Origin of the sequence: Bradyrhizobium sp. 164, from assembly GCF_023073715.1 — a bacterium.
GTDB lineage: Bacteria > Pseudomonadota > Alphaproteobacteria > Rhizobiales > Xanthobacteraceae > Bradyrhizobium.
In genome coordinates, this window is the sequence record NZ_JADPKA010000006.1 from 171,925 (window position 1) to 194,384 (window position 22,460).

Annotated in this window: 19 protein-coding genes; 9 read left to right on the plus strand and 10 right to left on the minus strand. The window is 64.1% G+C overall.

Annotated elements, in window-relative coordinates; translation table 11 throughout:
• Positions 1-14: 14 nt before the first annotated feature.
• The 4 genes from IVB01_RS02545 to IVB01_RS02560 all read left to right on the plus strand — a co-directional run bounded on the left by IVB01_RS02545 (position 15) and on the right by IVB01_RS02560 (position 4,353).
• Positions 15-161, plus strand: a complete 147-nt coding sequence (locus IVB01_RS02545; protein ID WP_247276291.1) for a histidine kinase — start codon at positions 15-17, stop codon at positions 159-161.
• Positions 162-177: 16 nt separating this feature from the next.
• A complete protein-coding gene (gene xerD / locus IVB01_RS02550; protein WP_247276290.1) occupies positions 178-1,134 on the plus strand; it encodes a site-specific tyrosine recombinase XerD in 957 nt (318 codons plus the stop codon).
• A 314-nt stretch (positions 1,135-1,448) separates the two neighbouring features.
• Positions 1,449-2,411: an acetyl-CoA carboxylase carboxyltransferase subunit alpha gene (locus tag IVB01_RS02555; protein WP_247276289.1), complete on the plus strand. Its 963-nt coding sequence runs from the start codon at positions 1,449-1,451 to the stop codon at positions 2,409-2,411.
• Positions 2,412-2,844: 433 nt separating this feature from the next.
• A complete protein-coding gene (locus tag IVB01_RS02560) occupies positions 2,845-4,353 on the plus strand; it encodes a murein L,D-transpeptidase family protein (RefSeq protein WP_247276288.1) in 1,509 nt (502 codons plus the stop codon).
• 87 nt (positions 4,354-4,440) lie between these two features.
• Here the strand turns inward: IVB01_RS02560 and IVB01_RS02565 are convergent, their stop codons facing one another.
• The 7 genes from IVB01_RS02565 to IVB01_RS02595 all read right to left on the minus strand — a co-directional run bounded on the left by IVB01_RS02565 (position 4,441) and on the right by IVB01_RS02595 (position 11,935).
• Positions 4,441-5,136: an ABC transporter ATP-binding protein gene (locus IVB01_RS02565; RefSeq protein WP_247276287.1), complete on the minus strand. Its 696-nt coding sequence runs from the start codon at positions 5,134-5,136 to the stop codon at positions 4,441-4,443.
• A complete protein-coding gene (locus IVB01_RS02570; protein WP_247276286.1) occupies positions 5,129-5,863 on the minus strand; it encodes an ABC transporter ATP-binding protein in 735 nt (244 codons plus the stop codon). The genes IVB01_RS02565 and IVB01_RS02570 overlap by 8 nt, the downstream gene beginning before the upstream one ends.
• Positions 5,850-6,935 carry a branched-chain amino acid ABC transporter permease gene (locus IVB01_RS02575; RefSeq protein ID WP_247276285.1) on the minus strand — a complete coding sequence of 362 codons (1,086 nt, stop codon included), beginning with the start codon at positions 6,933-6,935 and terminating at the stop codon, positions 5,850-5,852. Before IVB01_RS02575 ends, IVB01_RS02570 begins: the two co-directional genes overlap by 14 nt.
• Before the next feature lie 17 nt (positions 6,936-6,952).
• Entirely contained in the window at positions 6,953-8,170 is a 1,218-nt protein-coding gene (locus IVB01_RS02580; RefSeq protein ID WP_247276284.1) for a substrate-binding protein, read from the minus strand.
• 4 nt (positions 8,171-8,174) lie between these two features.
• Positions 8,175-9,032 carry a branched-chain amino acid ABC transporter permease gene (locus IVB01_RS02585; RefSeq protein ID WP_247276283.1) on the minus strand — a complete coding sequence of 286 codons (858 nt, stop codon included), beginning with the start codon at positions 9,030-9,032 and terminating at the stop codon, positions 8,175-8,177.
• Positions 9,033-9,068: 36 nt separating this feature from the next.
• Positions 9,069-10,583 (minus strand): amidase, encoded by a 1,515-nt coding sequence (locus tag IVB01_RS02590; RefSeq protein WP_247276282.1) that lies wholly within the window; start codon positions 10,581-10,583, stop codon positions 9,069-9,071.
• A gap of 167 nt (positions 10,584-10,750) precedes the next feature.
• Positions 10,751-11,935 carry a substrate-binding domain-containing protein gene (locus IVB01_RS02595; RefSeq protein ID WP_247276281.1) on the minus strand — a complete coding sequence of 395 codons (1,185 nt, stop codon included), beginning with the start codon at positions 11,933-11,935 and terminating at the stop codon, positions 10,751-10,753.
• 179 nt (positions 11,936-12,114) lie between these two features.
• On the opposite strand from IVB01_RS02595, the gene IVB01_RS02600 reads away from it, so the two are divergent.
• A complete protein-coding gene (locus tag IVB01_RS02600; RefSeq protein ID WP_247276280.1) occupies positions 12,115-12,558 on the plus strand; it encodes a MarR family transcriptional regulator in 444 nt (147 codons plus the stop codon).
• Between the two features lie 389 nt (positions 12,559-12,947).
• Here the strand turns inward: IVB01_RS02600 and secA are convergent, their stop codons facing one another.
• Entirely contained in the window at positions 12,948-15,788 is a 2,841-nt protein-coding gene (gene secA, locus IVB01_RS02605; RefSeq protein WP_247276279.1) for a preprotein translocase subunit SecA, read from the minus strand.
• Between the two features lie 353 nt (positions 15,789-16,141).
• Here secA and IVB01_RS02610 point away from each other — a divergent pair, with 353 nt between their 5' ends.
• A complete protein-coding gene (locus tag IVB01_RS02610; protein ID WP_247276278.1) occupies positions 16,142-17,053 on the plus strand; it encodes a peptidylprolyl isomerase in 912 nt (303 codons plus the stop codon).
• Between the two features lie 103 nt (positions 17,054-17,156).
• Positions 17,157-18,398: a bifunctional glutamate N-acetyltransferase/amino-acid acetyltransferase ArgJ gene (gene argJ / locus IVB01_RS02615; RefSeq protein ID WP_247276439.1), complete on the plus strand. Its 1,242-nt coding sequence runs from the start codon at positions 17,157-17,159 to the stop codon at positions 18,396-18,398.
• Between the two features lie 171 nt (positions 18,399-18,569).
• Here the strand turns inward: argJ and IVB01_RS02620 are convergent, their stop codons facing one another.
• Positions 18,570-19,895 carry a TadE/TadG family type IV pilus assembly protein gene (locus IVB01_RS02620; RefSeq protein WP_247417004.1) on the minus strand — a complete coding sequence of 442 codons (1,326 nt, stop codon included), beginning with the start codon at positions 19,893-19,895 and terminating at the stop codon, positions 18,570-18,572.
• 137 nt (positions 19,896-20,032) lie between these two features.
• Between IVB01_RS02620 and mutT the strand changes: the two genes are divergently transcribed.
• Entirely contained in the window at positions 20,033-20,443 is a 411-nt protein-coding gene (mutT, locus tag IVB01_RS02625) for an 8-oxo-dGTP diphosphatase MutT (RefSeq protein WP_247276276.1), read from the plus strand.
• Between the two features lie 120 nt (positions 20,444-20,563).
• Here mutT and IVB01_RS02630 read toward each other — a convergent pair whose 3' ends face one another.
• Entirely contained in the window at positions 20,564-21,433 is an 870-nt protein-coding gene (locus IVB01_RS02630) for a methyltransferase domain-containing protein (protein ID WP_247276438.1), read from the minus strand.
• Positions 21,434-21,624: 191 nt separating this feature from the next.
• Between IVB01_RS02630 and IVB01_RS02635 the strand changes: the two genes are divergently transcribed.
• On the plus strand, positions 21,625-22,434 hold the full coding sequence (locus tag IVB01_RS02635) for a ComF family protein (protein WP_247450041.1): 810 nt from the start codon (positions 21,625-21,627) through the stop codon (positions 22,432-22,434).
• The last annotated feature ends 26 nt before the right edge of the window (positions 22,435-22,460 follow it).

Sequence of the window (22,460 nt, forward strand, 5' to 3'; positions counted from 1 at the left end):
GAGACCCTTTGCCGATGCCCAGCCTGTTCCGCTTCCTGACGGTCCTCGCCGTGATCGCCGGCATCGTCTATGGCGCGGTCTTCGCGCTGGCAAACTTCGTCAGTCCGAAGCCGCGGGAAATGACGGTGACGATCCCGCCTGACAAGTTTCTCAAGAAATAGCAGCTAGGCTTTGGGCATGCGCACCAAGCCCTCCGACACCCAGCTCACCGGCCTGTTCCTCGACATGCTCGCGGCGGAACAGGGCGCCGGGCCCAACACGCTCGACGCCTACCGCCGCGACCTCACCGATCTCTCGGAATTTCTGGACCGCGTCGGCCACACTTTTGTAGATGCGGAGACGCAAACGCTGCGCGACTATCTCGCCGATCTTGATGCCCGCGGCTTCAAATCCACCAGCGTCGCGCGGCGGCTGTCGGCGATGCGGCATCTGTTCCGCTTTCTCCTCAACGAGCGCATCCGTACCGAGGATCCCGCAGCGATCCTGTCGGGGCCGAAGCGCGGCCGCGGCCTGCCGAAAGTGCTGTCGATTGCGGATGTCGACCGCATGCTCCGCCGCGCCAAGGAATTGAGCGAGGCGGCGGATGCCTCGCCCTCGAAACGGCTGCGCAGCTTGCGGCTCTATTGCCTGCTCGAGGTGCTCTACGCCACGGGCCTGCGCGTCTCCGAGCTGGTGGCACTGCCGCGCTCGGCGGCCAAGCGCGATGCGCGCATGATCGTGGTGCGCGGCAAGGGTAACAAGGAGCGCCTGGTGCCCCTCAACGAGGCCTCGCGGCAGGCGATGGCAGATTATCTCGCGGCGACGGAAGCTGCAAAGGGCGACAAGAAGAACAGCGTGGCTGCTTCGAAATGGCTGTTTCCCTCATTCGGCGAGAGCGGACATCTGACCCGCCAGCATTTCGCGCGCGACTTGAAGGAACTCGCGGTCGCCTCCGGGCTTCAGGCCCGTCTGGTCTCCCCGCACGTGCTACGCCACGCCTTCGCCAGTCACCTCCTCCACAACGGGGCCGATTTGCGCATCGTGCAGACCCTGCTCGGCCACACCGACATCTCGACGACCCAGATCTACACCCATGTGGTCGAGGAGCGGCTGAAGAGCCTGGTGCGCGACCTGCATCCGCTGGCGGAGAAGTAATCTCGCGTGCCCCGGGGCGCGGCGCAGCGTGAAACGGTGCGCCGCTGAGCCGGGCCCACGCCTCTTGCCGGGTCCCGGCTCAGCGCAGCGGCGCTACGGCGCGCTGCAGCGCGTCCCGGACACGAGAGTCCAACCCCGGCGATGGCGAAACCGCCTTGACTTCGGCCACATCTCCGCAGAAAGAGCCGGGGCTTCACGATTGATTTGGCTTGCGGCTCACGAGCACACAAGCCAAGCCATTGAAGAAGCTGCAGTTCTTTTCGCGACCGCAACCTCGCTTCGCTTCTCCAGCCCCGTCCGCCTATATTGAGTTGATGCCAGACCAGATGCGCAGCTATCTCGACTTCGAAAAGCCCGTCGCCGAGCTCGACTCCAAGGTCGACGAGTTGCGCACGCTCGCAGCTTCCGGCACCGACATCGCCGAGGAGATCGGGCGGATCGAGGACAAGGCTTCGCAAGCGCTGGCCGACCTCTATGCGAACCTGACGCCGTGGCAGAAGACGCTGGTGGCGCGGCACCCGCAGCGGCCGCATTTCAACGACTTCATCAAGGGCCTGATCACCGAGTTCACGCCGCTGGCCGGCGACCGCAAATTCGGCGAGGACGAGGCGCTGGTCGCCGGCTTCGGCCGCTTCCGCGGCGAGCCGATCTGCGTGATGGGCCAGGAAAAAGGCGATTCCACCGAGAGCCGCATCCGGCACAATTTCGGCATGGCGCGGCCCGAAGGCTATCGCAAATGCGTGCGGCTGATGGAGATGGCCGAGCGGTTCGGTCTGCCGGTGCTGTCGCTCGCCGATTCCGCCGGCGCCTATCCCGGCATCGGCGCCGAAGAGCGGGGACAAGCCGAGGCGATCGCGCGCTCGACGGATGCCTGCCTGGCGCTGACCGTGCCGAACGTCGCCATCATCACCGGCGAGGGCATGTCGGGCGGCGCCATCGCCATCACCACCGCCAACAAGGTGTTGATGCTGGAGCACGCGATCTACAGTGTGATCTCGCCGGAAGCCGCCTCCTCGATCCTGTGGCGCGACGGCACCAAGGCGCAGGAAGCCGCCAACAACATGAAAATCACCGCCCAGGACATGCTCCGCTTCGGCGTGATCGACAGCATTTTGAAGGAGCCGGTCGGCGGCGCCCACCGCGATCCCGCCGCCATGATCGCCACCACCGGCGATGCCATCGCCAAGGCTTTCGACGAGCTCCGGGGCCTCGACGGCGACGCCATCCGCAAGCAGCGGCGGCAGAAATTCCTCGATATCGGCCGGAAACTGGGCTGATTCGGCCCGAACAAGCGCACCGCTGAAGGAGCGCTGCGCTGCATCGGGGCGCGAGACCCCTTGGTGGCCCGCTGGTAACCCCGCGTTAACCCTTTTTTTGCCCAAATCGGCGATCTCTGTTCCAATCCGGCCGAAAGGCCCAAGTAAGGCCCAAAGTCGCGTCCATTTAGTCTTCGTTGACCATGCCACTGGGCCAACGGGCTCGTGATCCCCGCTCGGGTTGCGACCACATGACCCAGAGGTTAGAATTTTAATCAATGGCTTCAGGGCATAAGCGCTGGGGCGTGGTCTGAAAAGCCCGTCACGACGGGTCTGGTTCGCCGGTCAGATCATGCTCCAAACGATTGGGGTCGCGCTTTCTGCCCGGCACGGTGTGGGGTCCATCTTGATTTCTCGTTCGCTTGCTCGGGCGCTCTTGGCTTCGGTTGCGCTGATGACGGCCGGCGTTCTGCTGACCGGCTGCGACACCGACCAGGTCTCGCTCGCGACCAACGCCAAGGCCAACCAGCCGGTGCCGCCAAAGCTGCTCGCCGCGATGACCGAGAAGGACATGGATCTGCAATCGCCGATCCTGGTCCGCCTGTTCAAGCAGGAGGCCGAGCTCGAAGTCTGGAAGCAGACCCGAAGCGGCCAGTTCGCGCTGCTCAAGACCTATCCGATCTGCCGCTGGTCGGGCGATCTCGGCCCCAAGGTGCGCGAAGGCGACCGCCAGGCGCCGGAAGGATTCTACTCGATCAATCCGAGCCAGATGAATCCGCAATCGGCCTATTACCTGTCCTTCAATACCGGTTACCCGAACGCGTTCGACAAGGCGCTCGGGCGCACCGGCTCGCAGCTGATGGTGCATGGCGATTGTTCTTCGCGCGGCTGTTACGCCATGACCGACGAGCAGATCGCCGAGATCTATTCGCTAGGGCGCGAATCCTTTTTCGGCGGCCAGAAGGCGTTCCAGCTCCAGGCCTATCCCTTCAAGATGACGCCGGTGAACATGGCCAAGCACCGGAACAATCCGAACATGCCGTTCTGGAAGATGATCAAGGAGGGCTATGATCATTTCGAGGTGACGCGGCAGGAGCCGAAGGTCGATTTCTGCGAGAAGAAGTACGTATTCGATGCAGCCAAGCCGGCGGACGCCAAGCGCGACCCGGTGTTCGACGCCTCGGCAAAATGCCCGGCCTATGTGATCCCCGAAGACATCGCTCGCGCCGTGCGTGAGAAGCAGGCGAAGGACGAGGCCGAATACGCAAAGCTCGTCGCCAAGGGTACGCCGGTGGCACGGATGAACACCGGCATTGACGGCGGCATGAACAAGATTTTCGCGGCGAAGATTCCGGAAGGCTCGACCGGCCTGTCGGAGGGCGCCGAAGGCACCACGCTCCAGATGCTGGCCATGGCCAAGGCGCCCGGCACGATTCCGGGCCACGTCAACCCGCCCAAGCCGAACCTCGATGCGGCCGCGTCCGCGCCTGCGCCGCAGGACGAGCCGCTCACAGCTAGCAGCGCGCCCGCGACCAGCACCCGCGTCGCCTCGGCCGCTCCGAGCGAGAAATCACAAGAAAAGTCACAAGGCGGCTTCTTCTCCAACCTCGGCCGCAAGATGGGCCTGGGTACCGCCGACACCACGGCGACCACGCCTGCGCCGCAAGCCACGGCGTCCGTGGCGCCGACCACGACGACCCCGCCCACGGCCGCGTCGAGGCTGAAGGCCGCAGTGACCCGCTTCGTGCCGGGGCATGACAAGTCCAAGGATGCGGCGAAGGAAGCGCCGAAGGCAATCGTAGCCGCCAAGCCGGCCAAGCAGCCCGATACCCGCCTCGCCGCAACCCGCCCGGCGTTGAAGCCGTCAGTGTCGGATGGGGCGGCTGACAGCGGACAGATGGCCGGCGCCGCGCCGGTGGTGCAGTCGAGCTCGTTCGACAGCCGCTTTGGGGCGGTGAAGTAGGGCGGCGCTTCGCGCAATCCAAGGTCCATCCCAGACCAATGCTGTCATTCGCCGCGAAGGGTGAGAGCGCCACGCTCCGGCGAGAGCCTACGGAGCCAGATACCGCATCAGCTCCGGATTGCCCCTCACCTCCGCCGCCTCGCCTTGCAGCGCGACCCTGCCGCGATCCAGCACGTAAGCGTAGTCGGCGACGCGCAGCGCCAAGTCGAGGTGCTGCTCGACGATAATGACGGCGATTGTCTTCGCGAGTTCGATCAGGCGCTCGGTGATCTCCTCGATCACGCCGATCCAGACGCCCTCGGTCGGCTCGTCGAGCAGCAACAGCTTGGGATCGCCCAGCATGGCACGGCCGATCGCAAGCATCTTGCGTTCACCGCCAGAGAGCGTGCCGGCGGGCTGGTCGAGGCGCTGGCCAAGTTTCGGGAAGATGGTCAGCACGCGGTCGACCGCACTGGCGTCCTTGTTCGCGAGCGAGCCGACGGCGAGATTGTCCCGCACCGACAGGCGCGCGAACACCGAATGCTCCTGCGGGACATAGCCGATGCCGGCGCGCACGCGCTCCTGGGTGGCGCGGCGGCTGATGTCGCGGCCGTCGAAGGCGACCTCGCCCTTCCAGGCCGGCAGCTCGCCGACGATGGTCTTCATCAGCGTGGTCTTGCCAGCGCCGTTGCGGCCGAGCACGGCGACGCCGCCGCGCCAGGGGATGCCGAGGCTGACGCCGAACAGCACCTGGCTGCGGCCATAGCCAGCATCGAGATGCTTGATGTCCAAAAATTCAGGCACGGCGCAGATAAATCTCCTGGACGGCTTTGTTGGCCTGGATCTCGGACACCGTGCCTGATGCCAGCACCCTGCCCTGGTCGAGCACGGTGAGGCGATCGCAGATGTCGCGGATGAAATCGAGGTCGTGCTCGACGATGACGAGCGAGCAATGCTGCTTGATCGGCTCGAGCAGTTCGCCGGTGACGCGGCGCTCCTCGAGGCTCATGCCGCCGGTTGGCTCGTCCAGCAGCAGGAGTTTTGGCTTGCCCGCCAGCGCCATCGCGATCTCCAGCCATTGCTGCTGGCCATGCGACAGCGCGGCGGCCGCATCGAAGGCGCGGTTCGCCAGACGAAACTGCGTCAGCATGGTCATGACCTGGTCGTGCAGCAGCCTGCGCGTGCGCGAGAATACGAGATCGAACAACGAAGACTGCGCCTGCAGCGCAAGCAGGATGTTGTCGTACAGGGTCAGCGACGGCAGCACGGACGTGATCTGGAATTTCAGGCTCATGCCGGCGCGGGCGCGCTCGGTCGGCGTGAGAGCGGTGATGTCAGTGTTGACGAAGCTCACCTTGCCCTGCGTCGGCACTTCGGCCCCGGCGACGCACTTCATCAGCGTGCTCTTGCCGGAGCCGTTCGGTCCTATCAGCCCGTGAAACTCGTTTTCGCCGACGCTGAGCGCCGCGCCATCGAGCGCGGTGAGCTTGCCAAAGACTTTGCTGATGCCGGAGGCTTCAAGGAGCGGCATTGCGCTTCTCCTTGGGTTTGGCACCGAAGCTGCCGACGCGTTCACGCTCGCCGAGGACAAAGCTGATCAAGCCGAGCGGCCGGAACAGGATCACGAGCAGCAGCAACAAGCCCAGAATGATTGGCCAGATGTCGCGGTAATTGTCCGACAGCCAGAAGCTGACGCCTTCGACGATGACGGCGCCGATGACGGCGCCGATCAGCGTGCCGGAGCCGCCGAACAGCACGTAGAGCACCACCTGGGTCGAGACCACGACACCGACCATGTTGGGCCAGACGAAGCCTTCATGGAAGGCATAGAGGCTGCCGGCCAGCCCGGCGATGGCGCCGCCGATGGTGAAGACGATGGCTTTGAGATGCTGCGCCTTGTAGCCGAAGAAGGCGATGCGTTGCTCGTTCTCGCGCAGGCCTGCCAGCGCAAGGCCAAACTGCGAGCGCACCAGGAAGCGGCAGAGCAGGTAGACCACGACGAGGATGCCGAGCACGAGATAATAGAAGGCCGGCCCTTCCGAGAGTTCGTATGAACCAAGCGACATTGGCGCGATCGAGGGGATGCCGTTCTGACCGCCGAGATAGTACCAGCCGCGCGCCAGGCGGTCGGCCGCGTAGGAGCCCGTCAGCGTGCCCAGCGACACGAAGATCACGCTGGAGGGATGCCGCCCCAGCAACAGAAAGCCGCCGAGCAGCAGCGCGAAGGTCAGGCCGATCAGCGTGCCCGCCGGCAGCACCAGAAACATGTTGGTGATATCGAGGTCGCGCGCGAGCAGCGCGACGCCATAGCCGGCCGATCCGAAGAACAGGGCCTGACCGAAGCTCATGATCCCGGCATAACCCCAGACGAGGTCGAACGACAGCGCGAACAGCGCGAGGATGATCACGCGCGTCGCGAACACGGTGAGGTAGTCCTGGAGCACCAGCGGCGCGAGCAGTGCCGCGACCAGCACGACGCCCTCCACGATCGGCAGGACTTTTCGTCCTGCCCCGGTTTGTTTCCTGGCCCGTCCCGCTGCCACGCGTTCAGCCATCGCGTCGTCCGCTTCGTCGCCGGCGATGGCCTCTCTTACCCCGCTCATCGGCTTCCCATTCCGCCTCAGCATTCCTTGGGATCGACAAGCCCGTCGCTACGAGCAACGATCTCATAATTGCCGCTCTTGGCCACCGCGGTATACATCTTCATCTTGCAGTGCCGCTTGCCCGGCACCATCTCGGCAGGTCCGCCGGGGCCTTCAGCGATCTTGGCATGGTCGAGCGCGCCGGCGACGGACTCGCGGTCGACCTTGCCGGCCTCCTTGACCGCTGCTTCCCACAGCTTCAGGCCGCGATAGGTGCCGGTGGCGGCGCTGCCGGCGGCGAACAGGAAGTTGCCCGGGAAATCCTTCTCGTAGGCCGCCTGGATCTTTGCGTCGAAGGGGCTCTCCTTGGTCAACACCTTGAAATAGTCGAGGCAGCTTGCGAGCCCCTCGATCTCGGCGGCCTGATTGATGTTAAGCGTGTTCTCATCATAGTAGACGCAGGCCAGGCGCCCGCCGTTTTTGAGGAATCCGGCTTCATAGAGCTGCTTGAAGAACGGCCCGACGCCAGGCGGAATGACAGTGTTGAAGACGACGTCGACCTTGTTGGAGATGATGCGGTTGACGGTCGCGGAGAAATCGACCTGGTCGAGCGGATAGTATTCCTCGAACACGACCTCGCCGCCGTTCGCCTCGATCACCTTGCGTGCATAGACGTTGAGCGTGTGCGGCCAGACATAATTGGCGCTCGGCAGCGCGAACTTCTTGCCGCCGTTCTTGATCAGCCAGGGGATGAACTCGTCACATTGCTGCGCCGGCGTCGGCCCGGTGCAGAACAGGTAGGGCGTGCATTCCTTGCCTTCATAGAGCTGCGGATAGATGTAGAGCGTCTTGCCGCGTGCCACGATCGGATCCTTGATCGCGTTGCGCATCGAGGAGGTGATGCCGCCCAAGACCATGTCGACCTTGTCGCGCTGGATCAGCTTGCGGACGTTGCCGACGGCGACGGATTCGTTGGAAGCGGTGTCCTCGATATAGAGCTCGAGCGGCCGGCCGAGCAGGCCGCCGGCGGCATTGATCTCCTTGATCACCATCTTGGCGACATTGGCATCGGCATTGCCGGCATAGGCGATCGGGCCCGTGAGGTCGGTGGCGATGCCGACCTTGATCGGGGCTTCGGCCGCATTGGCCCAGGGAGCCGGAATCACCCAGCTGCCGACGCCGGTTGCGACCGCACCGGAGGCAAAAGCAAAATTGGAGAGAAAGCGGCGCCGTGAGAGCTGAGTGCGATCGAACATGTGACTAAACCCCTTTTCCTGCGATGAGGCCCTGCGGACGGAATTTGATGAAGACAATGGCGAGCACGAAGACCAGCACGTCGGCGACGACGGGCGCCATCACCCACGGCAGCGCCGCGCTGAGCGTGCCGATGACGCCCGCGCCTGCGACCGGTCCGATGAAGGAGCCGACGCCGCCGACCATGACCGCGACAAAACCCTGGATCAGAAAGCGCAGGCCGAGATCGGCAAACAGGCTGAACACCGGCACGATCAGCGCACCGGCAAGGCCGGCAAGCGCTGCGCCGAACGCAAACGTGGCGCCGTAGATCAGCGGCGTGGAAATGCCCGACGCGCGTGCCAGCGACGGATTCTCCAGCGTGGCCCGCACGCGCAGGCCAAAGCTCGTGCGCGACAGCAGCAGATAGCAACCGCCCATCACCAGGAGCGTGATCACGATGATGGTGAAACGCCAGGCCGAGATGTGCATGGCGCCAATGTCGAGCGAGCCGCCGATCGGCTCCGGCACGGTGAGGTAGAAGCCGCCGATCAGTCCGCGCACGGATTCCCGGATGATGAGACCGAGCGCATAGGTGCCGAGCATGGCGACGATGGGCGCGGCATAGAAGCGGCGGATGATCAGCGCCTCCAGCACGAAGCCGAGCGCGCCGACCACGAAAGGCGCCGCAGCCATGCCGGCCCAGATCGGCAGCCCCTTGGCGTAGGCGAGATAGGTGATGTAAGCCCCGAGCAGGACGAACTCGCCTTGCGCGAAGTTGAAGATGCCCATCATGCTGGCGATGATCCCGAGCCCCAGCACGATAAGGACGATGATCGCGCCAAAGCTCAGGATCTCGAACGCCGCGACGAACGCGTTAGCCATGCGTTGCGTTTCCGTTCGCCTGCATCGAAGCCTCGCTCACATTTTTTTCCAGTCGCCGATCTGCTCGAAGGCATGGGCGGCGCGGTAGATCGTGGATTCCTCGAACATGCGGCCGACCAGCATCAGGCCGACGGGCAGGCCGTCGACCATGCCGCAGGGCAGCGACATCGCGGGATGATGGGTGATGTCGAAGGGCGCGGTGTTGGAGATCATCTCGAGCGCGCGGGCTACGTATTCCTCGCGGCTGGCATTGGGCTCCGGCAGCTTGGTCGCCTTCATCGGCGTGGTTGGCATCAACAGCAGATCGTAGTCGCTGAAGGCCTTGTCATAGGCCGCGGTGAGCCGGCGGGAGATGTTGAGCGCCTTGCCGTAGAAGCGTGGGCCGAAATTGTTGTTGATGTAGGTGCCGAGCATCATGAACAACTTCGTGGTCTCGGACAGCGAGTCGGCCTGCCGGCGCCAGCCGCGGTGAAAATCCATCAGGGAGGTCGAATAGAGATCGCCGCGGCTGAGGCCGTAGCCGTCGCCGAACATCATGGTCTGGGTCAGGCCTTCGGTGCCGATCGGGGTCCAGATCGCGCCGCCCAGGAGGTGCATCGGGATCGATACCGTCTCGACGCTGGCTCCAAGATCCTTGAAGCGTTTTGCCGCCTCGCGCACGCTTTCATTGACCGCCGCCTCTGCGGCCGGCTGCTCAAAGCCTTCCTTGACGATGCCGATCTTCATCCCTTTGACGCCCTGGCCGAGCGCCTTGGTGTATTCCTCGACCTTCGGCGCCTTGATGCGCGGATCGTAGCCGTCGTCGCCGGCGAGCACTTCGAGCAGCAGCGCGTTGTCGGCGACCGTCGCAGTCATCGGCCCGGTATGATCGATGTAGATCTCGATCGGCATGATCCCGGTATAGGGCACGAGGCCCCAGGTCGGCTTCATGCCGTAGATGCCGCAGAACGAGGACGGCATGCGGATCGAGCCGCCCTGATCGCCGCCGATCGCCATGTCGACCTCGCCGAGCGCAACCACGACGCCAGAGCCTGACGACGAGCCGCCGGCCGAGTAGCCCATCTTGTGCGGATTATGCACTGGCCCGTACGAGCCGGTGTGGCTGCCGCCAGACAGGCAGAAGTGCTCGCAATGCACCTTGCCCTTGATCTCGGCGCCGGTATCCAGCATGCGCGTGACGATCGTGGCGTCGAAATCGGGCACATAGCCTTCCAGCGTGGACGACCCGTTGGTCATGGGAACGCCGGCCAGCATGATGTTGTCCTTCAGCGCGACGGTCTTGCCCTTGAGCTTGCCGCTGGCGGCGCCCTTTACGGTCGACTTGCGATACCAGGCATTGCGCGGGTTCTCTTCGGCCGAGGGCCGGTAGCCCGGCGTGCGCGGGTATTTCACCTCCGGCACCTCGTCCGGCATCGCGGCGACGAGATTGTAGGCTTCGATCGAGCCCTGCATCAGGCCGCGGAACGAGGCGACGTCGTCGTCGGTCAGCGAAAGGCCGCACTGCTCGGCGACGCTGCGAAGTTGGGCTGGCGTGGGAAGAACAACTGTCACGGCGCTCTCCTCAAAGGCTTCTTGATCCCTGGCGTGGACGGAAGCCGCCTGGTCCCGCGCCTGCACAGCGCGGGACCAAATCGGCATCGCGTCGATATTACAGACAGAAATATTTTCCTTTTCAAGTATTATTTCGAAAATCCGCCAGCACCCTCGACAATCTCGTTTTAGACCGGCTTGATCAGCTTGAAATCGAGACCGTCAGCCTCGGCGAGATACATCTGCATCCGGGCGTGACCGTTGCGAACGGTGACCGGCCCGCGCGCGCCGCCATAAACGATGTTGCGCCCCGCCGCGAGCATCGGAGCCATGGACAACGAACCTGCCTTGTTCGCGACGGCTTCGAGGAAACGCAGGCCTTCGTAACTGGACTGGCCGAGCGAGCCGATCGGCGGAGCGTTTGGTCCGAACATCGCGCGATAGCGGATCTGGAAGTCGTCGTTGCTCCGCGAGCCGATGCCCGGGAAATAGCCGGAGGCGCAGAACATGTTCTCGCTGTTGTCGGCGCCGATGCCGAGCAGGACCGTCTCGTCCATCGCGCCGGCCAGCCGCAGCGTCGTCGCGGCAAGCCCGCATTCGCCGAAGGCACGGTTGAAGGTGATGCTGTCGGTGCCGATCAGCGAGATCAGCACGACATCCGGCCTCGCGGCGCGGATGCGCGCCAGATGAGGCTGGTGATTATCCTCGCCGAGGGGAACGAACTCCTCGCCGACGACAAGGCCGCCGGTTTCGTTGATGTAATTCTTCACGGCGCGATGCGACTGCCAGGGCCAGACATAGTCGCTGCCGATCAGGTACCAGCGCGACGCGTTCTTGACCTCGGCGAGCCAGTGGATCGAGGGCCGGCTCTGCCAGCGCGGCGTCTCACCGATCGCCATCACGCCCGGCGTGCACTCACCGCCTTCATAGACCGGCGTATAGATGTAGGGGATGCGATGACGCGTGGTGACGTCGCGCAAGCCGACACGGACCGCGCTGGTGTGCAGCCCGACGATGAGGTCGACCTCGTCGAACGCGATCGCCTGCTCGGCGCGGTTCAGCACCTCGTCGAGCGGTCCGCCAGCGTCGTAAATGGAAAGCTCGATTTCGCGCCCGAGGATGCCGCCGCGCTTGTTGATCTCGGCAACCGCGAGCTTGGCGCTGTTGGTCGCACAGGGGCCCCAGACTCCAGGCGAGCCGGTGCAGCAGATGAAGCCGCCGATCCGCAGCTTGTTCGCGCGGCGCCGCTTGAAGAAGGCGTGATCCCTGGGCGACAAGACACCATCAGCCGCCGATGACGACAGATTCCTGAACAGCAAGGACGGCGGCAACGCCGGGCCGCCGTGAGCCGGGAAGTTCACCGTCGCGCGCACGCCAACTCCTGTCTGGGACCAGACTTGAAAGCACATTGAGCAGGCGGCCGCGGCTTCCGCCCTTTTGTTGGGCAATGATCCTATTTTGAAAATATTGAATATTCAACAATTGAAGTGCATATAGATGCGGCATTGATTGCAAGACATTCACTCATTTGGGTCAAGACGAAGTCTTAGCCGTGGCAAAATCCTCGAAAGAAAACTCACCGATCACCGATCACCTCGCCTATCTGCTCGCGCAAGCCAACCGGGAGATCAACCGCCAGCTCGAGCTGCGGTTGAGCAAGGAGGGCGTGCCGGTCGAGCAATGGCGCATCCTGAAAGTGCTGTCGGATGGCAACGGCCATTCGATGGGCGAACTCGCCGATGCCGTGCTGCTCAACCATCCGACATTGACCAAGATGATCGACCGCATGGTCTCGGACACGTTGGTCTACCGCGTGCAGGATCCGAACGACCGCCGCAAGGTGCTGATGTTCATCTCCGACCGCGGCAAGGTGCTGAGCAAGAAGCTCAACTCGCTTGCGGTGGACCAGGAGGAGCACATCCTGGAGAGCTACGGCGACAAATCGACGAGTGAGCTCAAGCGGCTGCTGGAGAGCTTGATCGACAGCTCGAATTGAGGGCTGATTAAGTTCGGCTTCTTAAAGCACGTCGTCCTTGACAAGCGAAGTTCTTGGCAACGCGCAGCGTTGTCCGGGGCGGAGGGCCGATCCAGGGCCCATTACCACCGCATTTACTTGGCGAAGACTGGCGGTTGCCTGCGTCGCGCCGCGACTTCCCCTGGGTAATTGGCTTCGCCAGGACGACGGTGGGGTGAGAGCTGGGCGCGTCACGCTCAACTGTCATCGCCCGCCTTGTGCGCACTTGCGCACTGCAACAGGCGATCCAGTATTCCGGAGACGGTCGCGATTGAGCCGAGAAGCCGCGGCGTAATGGATCGCCCGATCAGTCGGGCGACGACAGTCGAGAATGAGGCGCCGGTGTTGCGCCCCACTAATACATTCAAGCCTTACGCGTACCTGCCGTGGCAGTGCTTGTACTTCTTGCCCGAGCCGCACGGGCAGTCCTCGTTGCGGCCGATCTTGCCCCAGCTTGCCGGATTCTTGGGATCGCGAAGGGCGGCATCAGTGGCCTGCGCTCCCAGCGAGACGCTGGCGATCGCCATTTCGTCTTCGCCGGTGTTCGGGTCGAACTTGTGCGCCTCCATCGGCGGCAGCAGCGGGGCTTCCTGCTCCGGCGGGACGATCTCGACGCGCATCAGCTGCGCGGTGACGGCCTCGCGCAAATGTGCGCTCATCTCCTGGAAGAGATTGAAGGCCTCAGTCTTGTACTCCTGCAAGGGATCGCGCTGGCCGTAACCGCGCAGACCGATGACCTGGCGCAGATGGTCGAGCATGATCAGGTGCTCGCGCCAGAGATGGTCGAGCGTCTGCAACAGAATGGTCTTTTCGACGTAACGCATCACGTCGGGCCCCCATTGCGCGACCTTGGCCGCCATGTGCTCGTCGGCTTTGGTCTCAATGCGGGTCAGCAACTCCTCGTCGGCGATTCCCTCTTCCTTGGCCCATTCGTCGACCGGCAGGTCGAGATCGAGCACGCGCTTCAGCTCGTCCTTCAGGCCCGCCACGTCCCACTGCTCGGCATAGGCATGCTCGGGCACGTGCTTGGCGACGAGATCGTCGATGAAAGCGTGGCGCATGTCGGTGACGGTTTCGACAACGCTCTCGTCCTTCATCAGCTCGACGCGCTGATCGAAGATCACCTTGCGCTGGTCATTCTGGACGTTGTCGAACTTGAGCAGGTTCTTGCGGATGTCGAAGTTGCGCGCCTCGACCTTCTGCTGCGCCTTCTCCAACGCCTTGTTGATCCAGGGATGGATGATGGCCTCGCCCTCTTGCAAGCCGAGACGCTGGAGCATGCTGTCGAGACGGTCCGAGCCGAAGATGCGCATCAGATCGTCTTCGAGCGACAGGAAGAATTTCGAGCGGCCGGGGTCACCCTGACGACCGGAACGGCCGCGGAGCTGGTTGTCAATGCGGCGGGATTCGTGCCGCTCCGAGCCGATGATATAAAGGCCGCCCGGCTTCTTCACGGTCTTGGCCGGCTTGCTCCCCTTCGCCGGCTCGATCTCGATGGTCTCCTCGGCCTTCAGCACGAGATCGCGGAAGTGCGCGATGTCGGCCTTGATCTGATCGATCTTCTTGGCTTTCTCGGCCTCGTCCTCGATGCCTGCGGTCTCCTGCTGGATGCGCATCTCGAGCGAGCCGCCGAGCTTGATGTCGGTGCCGCGGCCGGCCATGTTGGTCGCGATGGTGATCGCACCGGGCACACCCGCTTCGGCGACGATATAGGCTTCCTGCTCGTGGAAGCGCGCGTTCAGCACCGCGAACAGCTTTGCCGGCTTGCCGGCGCGGGCCGCAGCATAGAGCTTGTCGAGCGCGTTCTCCTTGCCGAAATCGATCTGCTTGTAGCCGTTCTTCTTGAGGAATTCGGCGAGCACTTCCGACTTTTCGATCGAGGCGGTGCCGACGAGCACCGGCTGGAGCCGCGAATTGGCACGCTCGATCTCGGCGAGGATCGCGCCGTATTTTTCCTGCTGGGTGCGGTAGACCTCGTCGTCCTCGTCGAGGCGCGCGACCGGCAGGTTGGTCGGGATCTCCACGACCTCGAGCTTGTAGATGTCGAACAATTCGTCCGCTTCGGTCGCGGCCGTGCCGGTCATGCCCGCGAGCTTCTCGTACATGCGGAAATAGTTCTGGAAGGTGATCGAGGCCAGCGTCTGGTTCTCAGGCTGGACCTGGACGTGCTCCTTGGCCTCCAACGCCTGATGCAGGCCTTCCGAATAGCGGCGGCCCGGCATCATGCGGCCGGTGAACTCGTCGATGATGACGACCTCGTTGTCGCGGACGATGTAGTCCTTGTCGCGCGTGAACAGCGTATGGGCGCGCAGCGCCTGGTTGATGTGGTGCACGACCGAGACGTTCTCGACGTCGTAGAGCGACTCGCCCTTGAGCTGGCCGGCGTCGCGCAGCAAGGTCTCGATCTTCTCCATGCCGGCTTCGGTGAGCGTCACTGTGCGCTGCTTCTCGTCGACGTCGTAATCGGTCTTGTCGAGCTTGGGCAGGAACGAATCGATGGTGTTGTAGAAGTCGGAGCGGTCGTCGAGCGGGCCGGAGATGATCAGCGGCGTGCGCGCTTCGTCGATCAGGATGGAGTCGACCTCGTCGACGATGGCGAAGAAGTGCGGCCGCTGGACCATGTCCTCGAGCCGGTACTTCATGTTGTCGCGCAGATAATCGAAGCCATATTCGTTGTTGGTGCCATAGGTGATGTCGCAGGCATAGGCCGCCTTGCGTTCGGCATCGTCGAGGCCGTGCACGATCACGCCGGTGGTCATGCCGAGGAAGCCGTAGATCTGACCCATCCAGCCGGAGTCGCGGCGGGCGAGATAATCGTTGACGGTGACGACGTGGACGCCCTTGCCGGCGAGCGCGTTGAGGTAGACCGCGAGCGTCGCCACCAGCGTCTTGCCTTCGCCGGTCTTCATCTCGGCGATGTCGCCCTCGTGCAGCACCATGCCGCCGATTAGCTGGACGTCGAAATGGCGCTGGCCGAGCGTACGCTTGGCCGCCTCGCGTACTGTGGCGAAGGCGGGCACCAGGAGGTCGTCGAGCGTCTTGCCCTCGGCGAGCTGCTTCTTGAACTCGGCGGTGCGGGCCTTGAGCGCTTCGTCAGAAAGTTTCGAGACTTCGGGCTCCAGCGCGTTGATCGCGTTGACGCGGGACTGATATCCCTTCACCCGCCGGTCGTTGGCGGAGCCGAAAAACTTGCGGGCGAGCGCGCCGATCATGCTTAGTTCCTGTGTTCGCGATTTAACCGCGTTGCAGCCAAGAAGTTGTCACCCGCCTGCCTATCAACTCACCGTGACGCCGATGGCGCCTTCAGCCCGGACTGCGGGGTGGTCCGCCATATGGGTGGGAATTGAGCAAGTCTGGGTTCAACGGCCAAAAACGCAGCAAAATAAACGCTATCGCCATGGACGCGACCGGCCAGAGATATGGCCGGCCCCTAGCCTTGTCAACGGCGGCCGCATTGCGGCTAATTCATCATTTTGACAGACTTTTCGCGTTGCCAAGCCCCCCTGAATTGGGCGAGTGTCCGCCCCGCTCGAGCAGCCCCCCTGCTTCAACATAAGGATTTTCCATGACCACCTCGTTCCCGGTAACCACCGGCCAGCGTTTCCGCCATGCGTCCGCCCTGGCCGGCTGCCTCGCTTTGGCGCTGTCCCTGGCGTGCGCCGGGCCGCTCCGCGCCGCCGACGATCCGGTGCTGGCGAAGGTCAATGGCGCGGAAATCAAGAAGAGCGACGTCGCCATGGCCGAGGAAGAACTCGGACCCAGCCTGGCCCAGATGGACCCGGCGACCAAGGACGAGAACGTCCTGTCCTTCCTGATCGACATGAAGATCGTCAGCAAGGCTGCCGAAGACAAGAAGGTCGCCGACAGCGAGGAGTTCAAGAAGCGCCTGGCATTCGCCCGCAACCGCCTCCTGATGGACAGCCTGCTCGCGGGCGAGGGCAAGGCCGCCACCACCCCCGACGCCATGAAGAAGGTCTATGACGAGGCCTCCAAGCAGATCACCGGTGAGCAGGAGGTGCGCGCCCGCCACATCCTGGTCGAAACCGAGGACGAGGCCAAGGCGGTGAAGGCCGAGCTCGACAAGGGCGCTGATTTCGCCGAGCTTGCCAAGAAGAAATCCAAGGACCCGGGCTCTGCCGACGGCGGCGACCTCGGCTTCTTCACCAAGGAGCAGATGGTGCCGGAATTCTCGGCCGTCGCCTTCGCGCTCGAGCCGGGCAAGATCTCCGACCCCGTGAAGTCGCAGTTCGGCTGGCACATCATCAAGGTCGAGGAAAAGCGCAACCGCAAGGCGCCGGACTTCGAGCAGGTGAAAACCCAGATCGAGAACTACGTCACCCGCAAGGCCCAGGCCGATTACGTCGCCAAGCTGCGTGCCGAGGCCAAGGTCGAGCGGCTGGACCAGCCGGCAGCGGACGCCGCCAAGTCGGACGCCAAGCCGTCTGACAGCAAGATGGCGCCGCCGGCGAAGAAGTAAGAATTTGCTGTCACTTCGCTGACGCCAAGAGTATCTAAGCATCGCAATGGCCGGGCATCGCCCGGCCATCTGCATGTCAGACCCCACCAAGGCGCCCCCCGCGATGTCTTCGACCGTCTCCCCGCTCGCCCCAAAAACCGTTCCCGACATGCCCGTGATCGCAGGCGTCCGTCTTGCGACCGCCGAGGCCGGCATCCGCTACAAGAACCGCACCGACGTGCTGCTGGCGGTGATGGACAAGGGCACGGCCGTGGCCGGAGTCTTCACCAGGTCGAAATGCCCCTCCGCGCCGGTCGAATGGTGCCGCGCCAAATTGAAGGGCGGCAAGGCTCGCGCTCTGGTCGTCAACTCCGGCAACGCCAATGCCTTCACCGGCAAAACCGGCCGCGCCTCCACCGCGCTGACCGCGAAGATCGCGGCGAAGGCCGTTGGGTGTAGCGAGAGCGAGATTTTTCTCGCCTCGACCGGCGTGATCGGCGAGCCACTGGACGCGACCAAGTTCGATGGCGTGCTCGGCCGCCTCGCCGAGACCGCCGAGCCGGACGATTATCTCGCCGCGGCCAAGGCGATCATGACCACCGACACCTTCCCGAAGGTCGCGACCGCGACCGTCAAGCTCGGCAAGGCCAAGGTCACCATCAACGGCATGGCCAAGGGCGCCGGCATGATCGCTCCCGACATGGCGACCATGCTGTCCTTCATCTTCACGGACGCGCCGATCGCGCCCGCCGCGCTGCAAGCCCTGCTCAAGAGCGGCGTCGAGGACACCTTCAATGCAGTGACGATCGACGGCGACACCTCGACCTCGGACACGCTGCTCGCCTTCGCGACCGGCGCCGCCGCGAAACATGGTGCGCCGAAGATCGACCGGGCCAGCGATCCCAGGCTGAAGGCCTTCGTCAAGGCATTCAACCAGGTGCTCGCCAATCTGTCCGAGCAGGTGGCCCGCGACGGCGAAGGCGCACGCAAGCTGGTCGAGATCACCGTCGAGGGCGCCAAGACCAAGGCCTCGGCGCGCAAGATCGCGATGTCGATCGCCAACTCACCGCTGGTCAAGACCGCGATCGCCGGCGAGGACGCCAACTGGGGCCGCGTGGTGATGGCGGTCGGCAAGGCCGGCGAGCCGGCCGATCGCGACAAGCTCTCGATCTCCTTCAACGGCATTCGCGTCGCCAAGAGCGGCGCGCGCGATCCGTCCTATGACGAAGCGCAGGTCTCGGAGGCGATGAAGGCACCGGAGATCGCGATCAAGGTCTCGCTCGGCCTTGGCAAGGGCCGCGACCGCGTCATGACCTGCGACCTCACCAAGGAATATGTCGCGATCAACGGCGACTACAGGTCCTGAATCTTCCGTCATTGAGGTGCGAGGCGCGCAGCGCGCAGCGATGCACGCCTTCCCTCGACGGATGAACGGCCGCGCTACCGCCGCACGGGGAGAACTGGGCCGCCGTTCCCCTGCGAGGGCCGCTGAAGAAGCGGCCGTCTCACGATGACGGCGATGGAGGTCTGCTTCATCTCACCCGGAGATCCGCGCGTCGGCGACCGCCTTCTTGAACAACGCATTCATCGCTTCGGAGATGCCTTGCGTCGGGCTGACCTCGAAATACAGGCCCGGCGAGGCGCAGCTCTGCATGTTCTGCGCGATCTCGCTGTTCGGCGACGGCCCATAGGGGCCAGCATTAAATGGATTGATCCATTTCATGTACCAGCTGTTGGTGGGCAGCGCGAGATACGTCGTGTACAAGACCGCAACCTTGACCCCGCGATCCCTCATGGCCTTGCACAGCAACGGGTCGAGCGGCGACTGGCATCGTGTGCTGCCTGAGAGCGGCTTCAGGCAGGCGGTGTTGCTCTCGTCAGCGACCCCGTCGGATACGAAGAACAGATATTTGAGCGGGCTGGATGACGTGCCGGGGCCGGGTGAACTGATCTCCTTGTCGATCGCAGGAAATATCGCGGTGAATGCCGTGTCCTGATCGCCGTTCTCGTTCTGACCGTTCACCGACATCAAGTCGATCTTGCCGGCCGCCGACTTCGCGCTGGAGAGCGACGCCGACAGCGAGAACAGATTGCGCAGACCGAGCGTGCTTGCGGAGCCGCCGAAATCATAGATCGCCATCCTGAACTGGTTTGAATAGGTTTCGGTTGCGCTCGCCGTGTCCATCAGCGACTGCGTGGCACTCCGAAGCACGTCGATCCGGGTGGTCACGCCGAGCTTCCTGGCAAGGTCGTAATAATTGTTCTTGTCCTTGAGATCGTGGCAGGCGAACGCGCACTTGTCCGACGTGTTGTTGACCATCGTCTGCACGTCGCCGGGCGTCGCGCCGACGCCCATCGAAGGCGAGTTGTCGAGTAGCAGGTAGAAGTCGATATAGAGCGGCATGCTGGCCGTCGCGGTCGACGTGCCGCTCACGGTCAGCGCGGTCTTGCCGATCACGCCGAGAAACATGGTGTTCAGCTCGGCGCTGAATGAGACCGTGGACTTGACGGTCGAGCCGCTCTTGACCACCGTCGGCGTGATGTTCTTGAGCGTGTAGCCGGTCAGGTTGGCGCGGTTGGCATCAAAAATGTTCTGGGCATCGGTAACGCCGACGGAAATCGGGCCGTCCGAGGTCATCGTGCCCGCGGCGGCAAAGGCCGGCGAGGACTTGGCCACCGAGCCGACGCTGGCCGCATCGGCCGCGCCCTGAAGCTTGGAGCGGATCTGCGTCGCACGAGAGTAGTCGACCGCACAGCCGACCACCGTGATCAGCGGCACGCAGCAGAGTGCGAAGATCACCGCGATATTGCCGCGCCGGTCGTGGACGAATCGGCGGATGATGATGCCAATGGCAGCGCGCATGGAGCGGGACCCGGAATGGTTTCAGCGTTTCCACTCTAGGAACCGTCGATTAAATATGACTTATGGAGGCCGGAGAACGCGGCCCCACGCGGGGTTAACGAACCGTTGCGAGCGATCCTTCAGCAAACGACATGGGCATGGCCGATCTCAAACTCACACTGGTGGTGGCCTGCGCGCTGGTCGACGCCGACAAGCGCGTCCTGATCGCGCAACGCCCCGAGGGTAAGGCGCTGGCCGGCCTTTGGGAATTCCCGGGCGGCAAGCTCGAGCCCGGCGAGCGGCCCGAGCAGAGCCTGATTCGCGAGCTCCACGAGGAGCTCGGCATCACGGTCGCCGAGCCGTGCCTGGCCCCACTGACCTTTGCGAGCTACGGCTACGAGACCTTTCACCTGTTGATGCCGCTCTACATCTGCCGCCGCTGGGAGGGGCAGGTTACGGCGCGCGAAGGCCAGGCTCTGGCCTGGGTCCGCGCCAACAAACTGCGCGATTACCCGATGCCGCCCGCCGACATCCCGTTGATCCCGCATTTGATCGACTTGCTGATGTGAGCTCGGGGAGCCATCACGCTCTCAGCCTCATGCCTAGCTGTCTCAGGCATCCACGATCTTCGTGCCGAGCTGAATGACGTTGATGGCCGTGTCGAGCACGGCCATGACGGGAGAGACAGCCTATATTTCTCTCGCCTTCTTCACCGCCTCGGCGAGGCTCGCCTTGGCCGAGCCGGGCTTGAGCGGCTGCTGCTGGCTCGCATGCGGGGCCCAGCCGGAGAGCCAGATGATATCGAACGTCGCACGGACGCGGCCGTCGGCATCGGCGAAGCGTTCGGCATAGATCTCGGCCATCCGCAGCAGCGTCGTGCGACGGCTCGGCACGCGCCGACGCTCGATCAGCACATTGGCCGCACCCATGCGGCGAAGATCCTGCATCAAAGCAAACGCATTGCCATAGCGTGCCACCACACGGTCGACGTCGGTGACCGGCAGCGCAAAGCCCGCGCGCTGTAACAGCGCGCCGATGTCGCGCAAGTCCGCGAACGGCGCGACGCGCGGCGACACGCCGCCTTCGCATTCGGCTTCGGCGGCCGCAAACGCCTGACGCAGCTCGGTCAGGCTGTCGCCGCCGATCATGGCGGCGAGCAGCAACCCGTCCGGCCTCAGGGCGCGACGAATTTGCGCGAGCACACCCGGCAGGTCGTTGACGAATTGCAGCGCCAGCGCCGAGATGATGAGGTCGCGGCTCTCCGGTTCGAAGAGCAGCTTCTCCTCGCCGGCCGCACCCGACGCAATCCGCTCGGTCGAACGTAGGCACGACCGCAACGTCGTGAGACCCTCGCCGGGTGTCCATAGATCCACCGCCGCATGAAATTCCCGCGTCACCGCGGCCAACCGGTCGGACATATCCTCGGCCACGCGATCGAGCAGGAAGGTGACCGGGCCTTGCGCAAGTGCGCGTTGCTGCCGTGCATGCAGCAAGGCGCGGTCGAACAAAGCGGGCGGGGTTTGCGGAATTTGGGCCATGCCGCTGGTTACGCCGATCATGCTGGCTATTGCAATCGGTCTCGTGTCCCGAACGCGGTGCGGCACGAATTGGCGCTCCGCAGAGCCGGGACCCACGCTGCTGCGCATGCGGCTCTTCTGGGCCCCGGCTCGGCAGCGCACTGCAAGAGCGCTGCGTCCGCGGCACGAGAGGGTGGCTTGAGCAGATGATCGTGGAACGCTAGCCTTCCCTAATGGAAGCCAAAACCGCTCCCTCCCGATCCATCGCCGCACCACTGCGTGCCGCGTGGACGACTGGCTGTCAGGTGCTGTCGCGCGCGGCACGGCTCGCCCTCGACATCGCACTGCCGACGCAGTGCGTGTCCTGCCACGAGCCGGTCGACGGCGAGGGCGTTTGCGCTTCCTGCTGGGCGCGACTGTCGTTCATTGAACGGCCCTATTGCCCGCGGCTCGGTATTCCCTTTGTGTATGACCCCGGTCCCGACATGCTGTCGATGGAGGCGATCGCGAACCCACCGGCTTACATGCGGGCACGCGCGGCGGTGCGCTATGACGATGTTGCGCGCACGCTGGTCCATGCGCTGAAATACCAGGACCGCACTGATTTGGCGCCCGCCATGGGCCGCTGGATGACGCGCGCCGGCGCAGAGCTGCTCTCTGGCGCCGACATGCTGATTCCCGTCCCCCTGCATTGGCGGCGGGCCTGGCGGCGCCGCTACAACCAGTCCGGCGCGCTGGCGCGCATCATCGCGCGTCGGAGCGGGGTCGAGGTCCGGGGCGAAGTGTTGCGGCGGGTGCGCGCCACCGAGCAGCAGATCGGCCTGTCGCGGGCCCAGCGCGCCACCAATGTGCAGGGCGCGTTCCAGGTATCCCCCGACCGCCAAGCCGAGATTCAGGGCCGTCGCATCGTCCTGGTCGACGATGTCCTGACATCGGGTGCCTCGCTGGATGCCTGCGCGCGGGCCCTGCTGCGCGCCAAGGCCGCCCAGGTCGACGTGCTGGTCTTTGCCCGGGTTGTCGAAAGCGGCCCCCGTCCCATATAATTCAATGAATTCATGACATGAAAGCG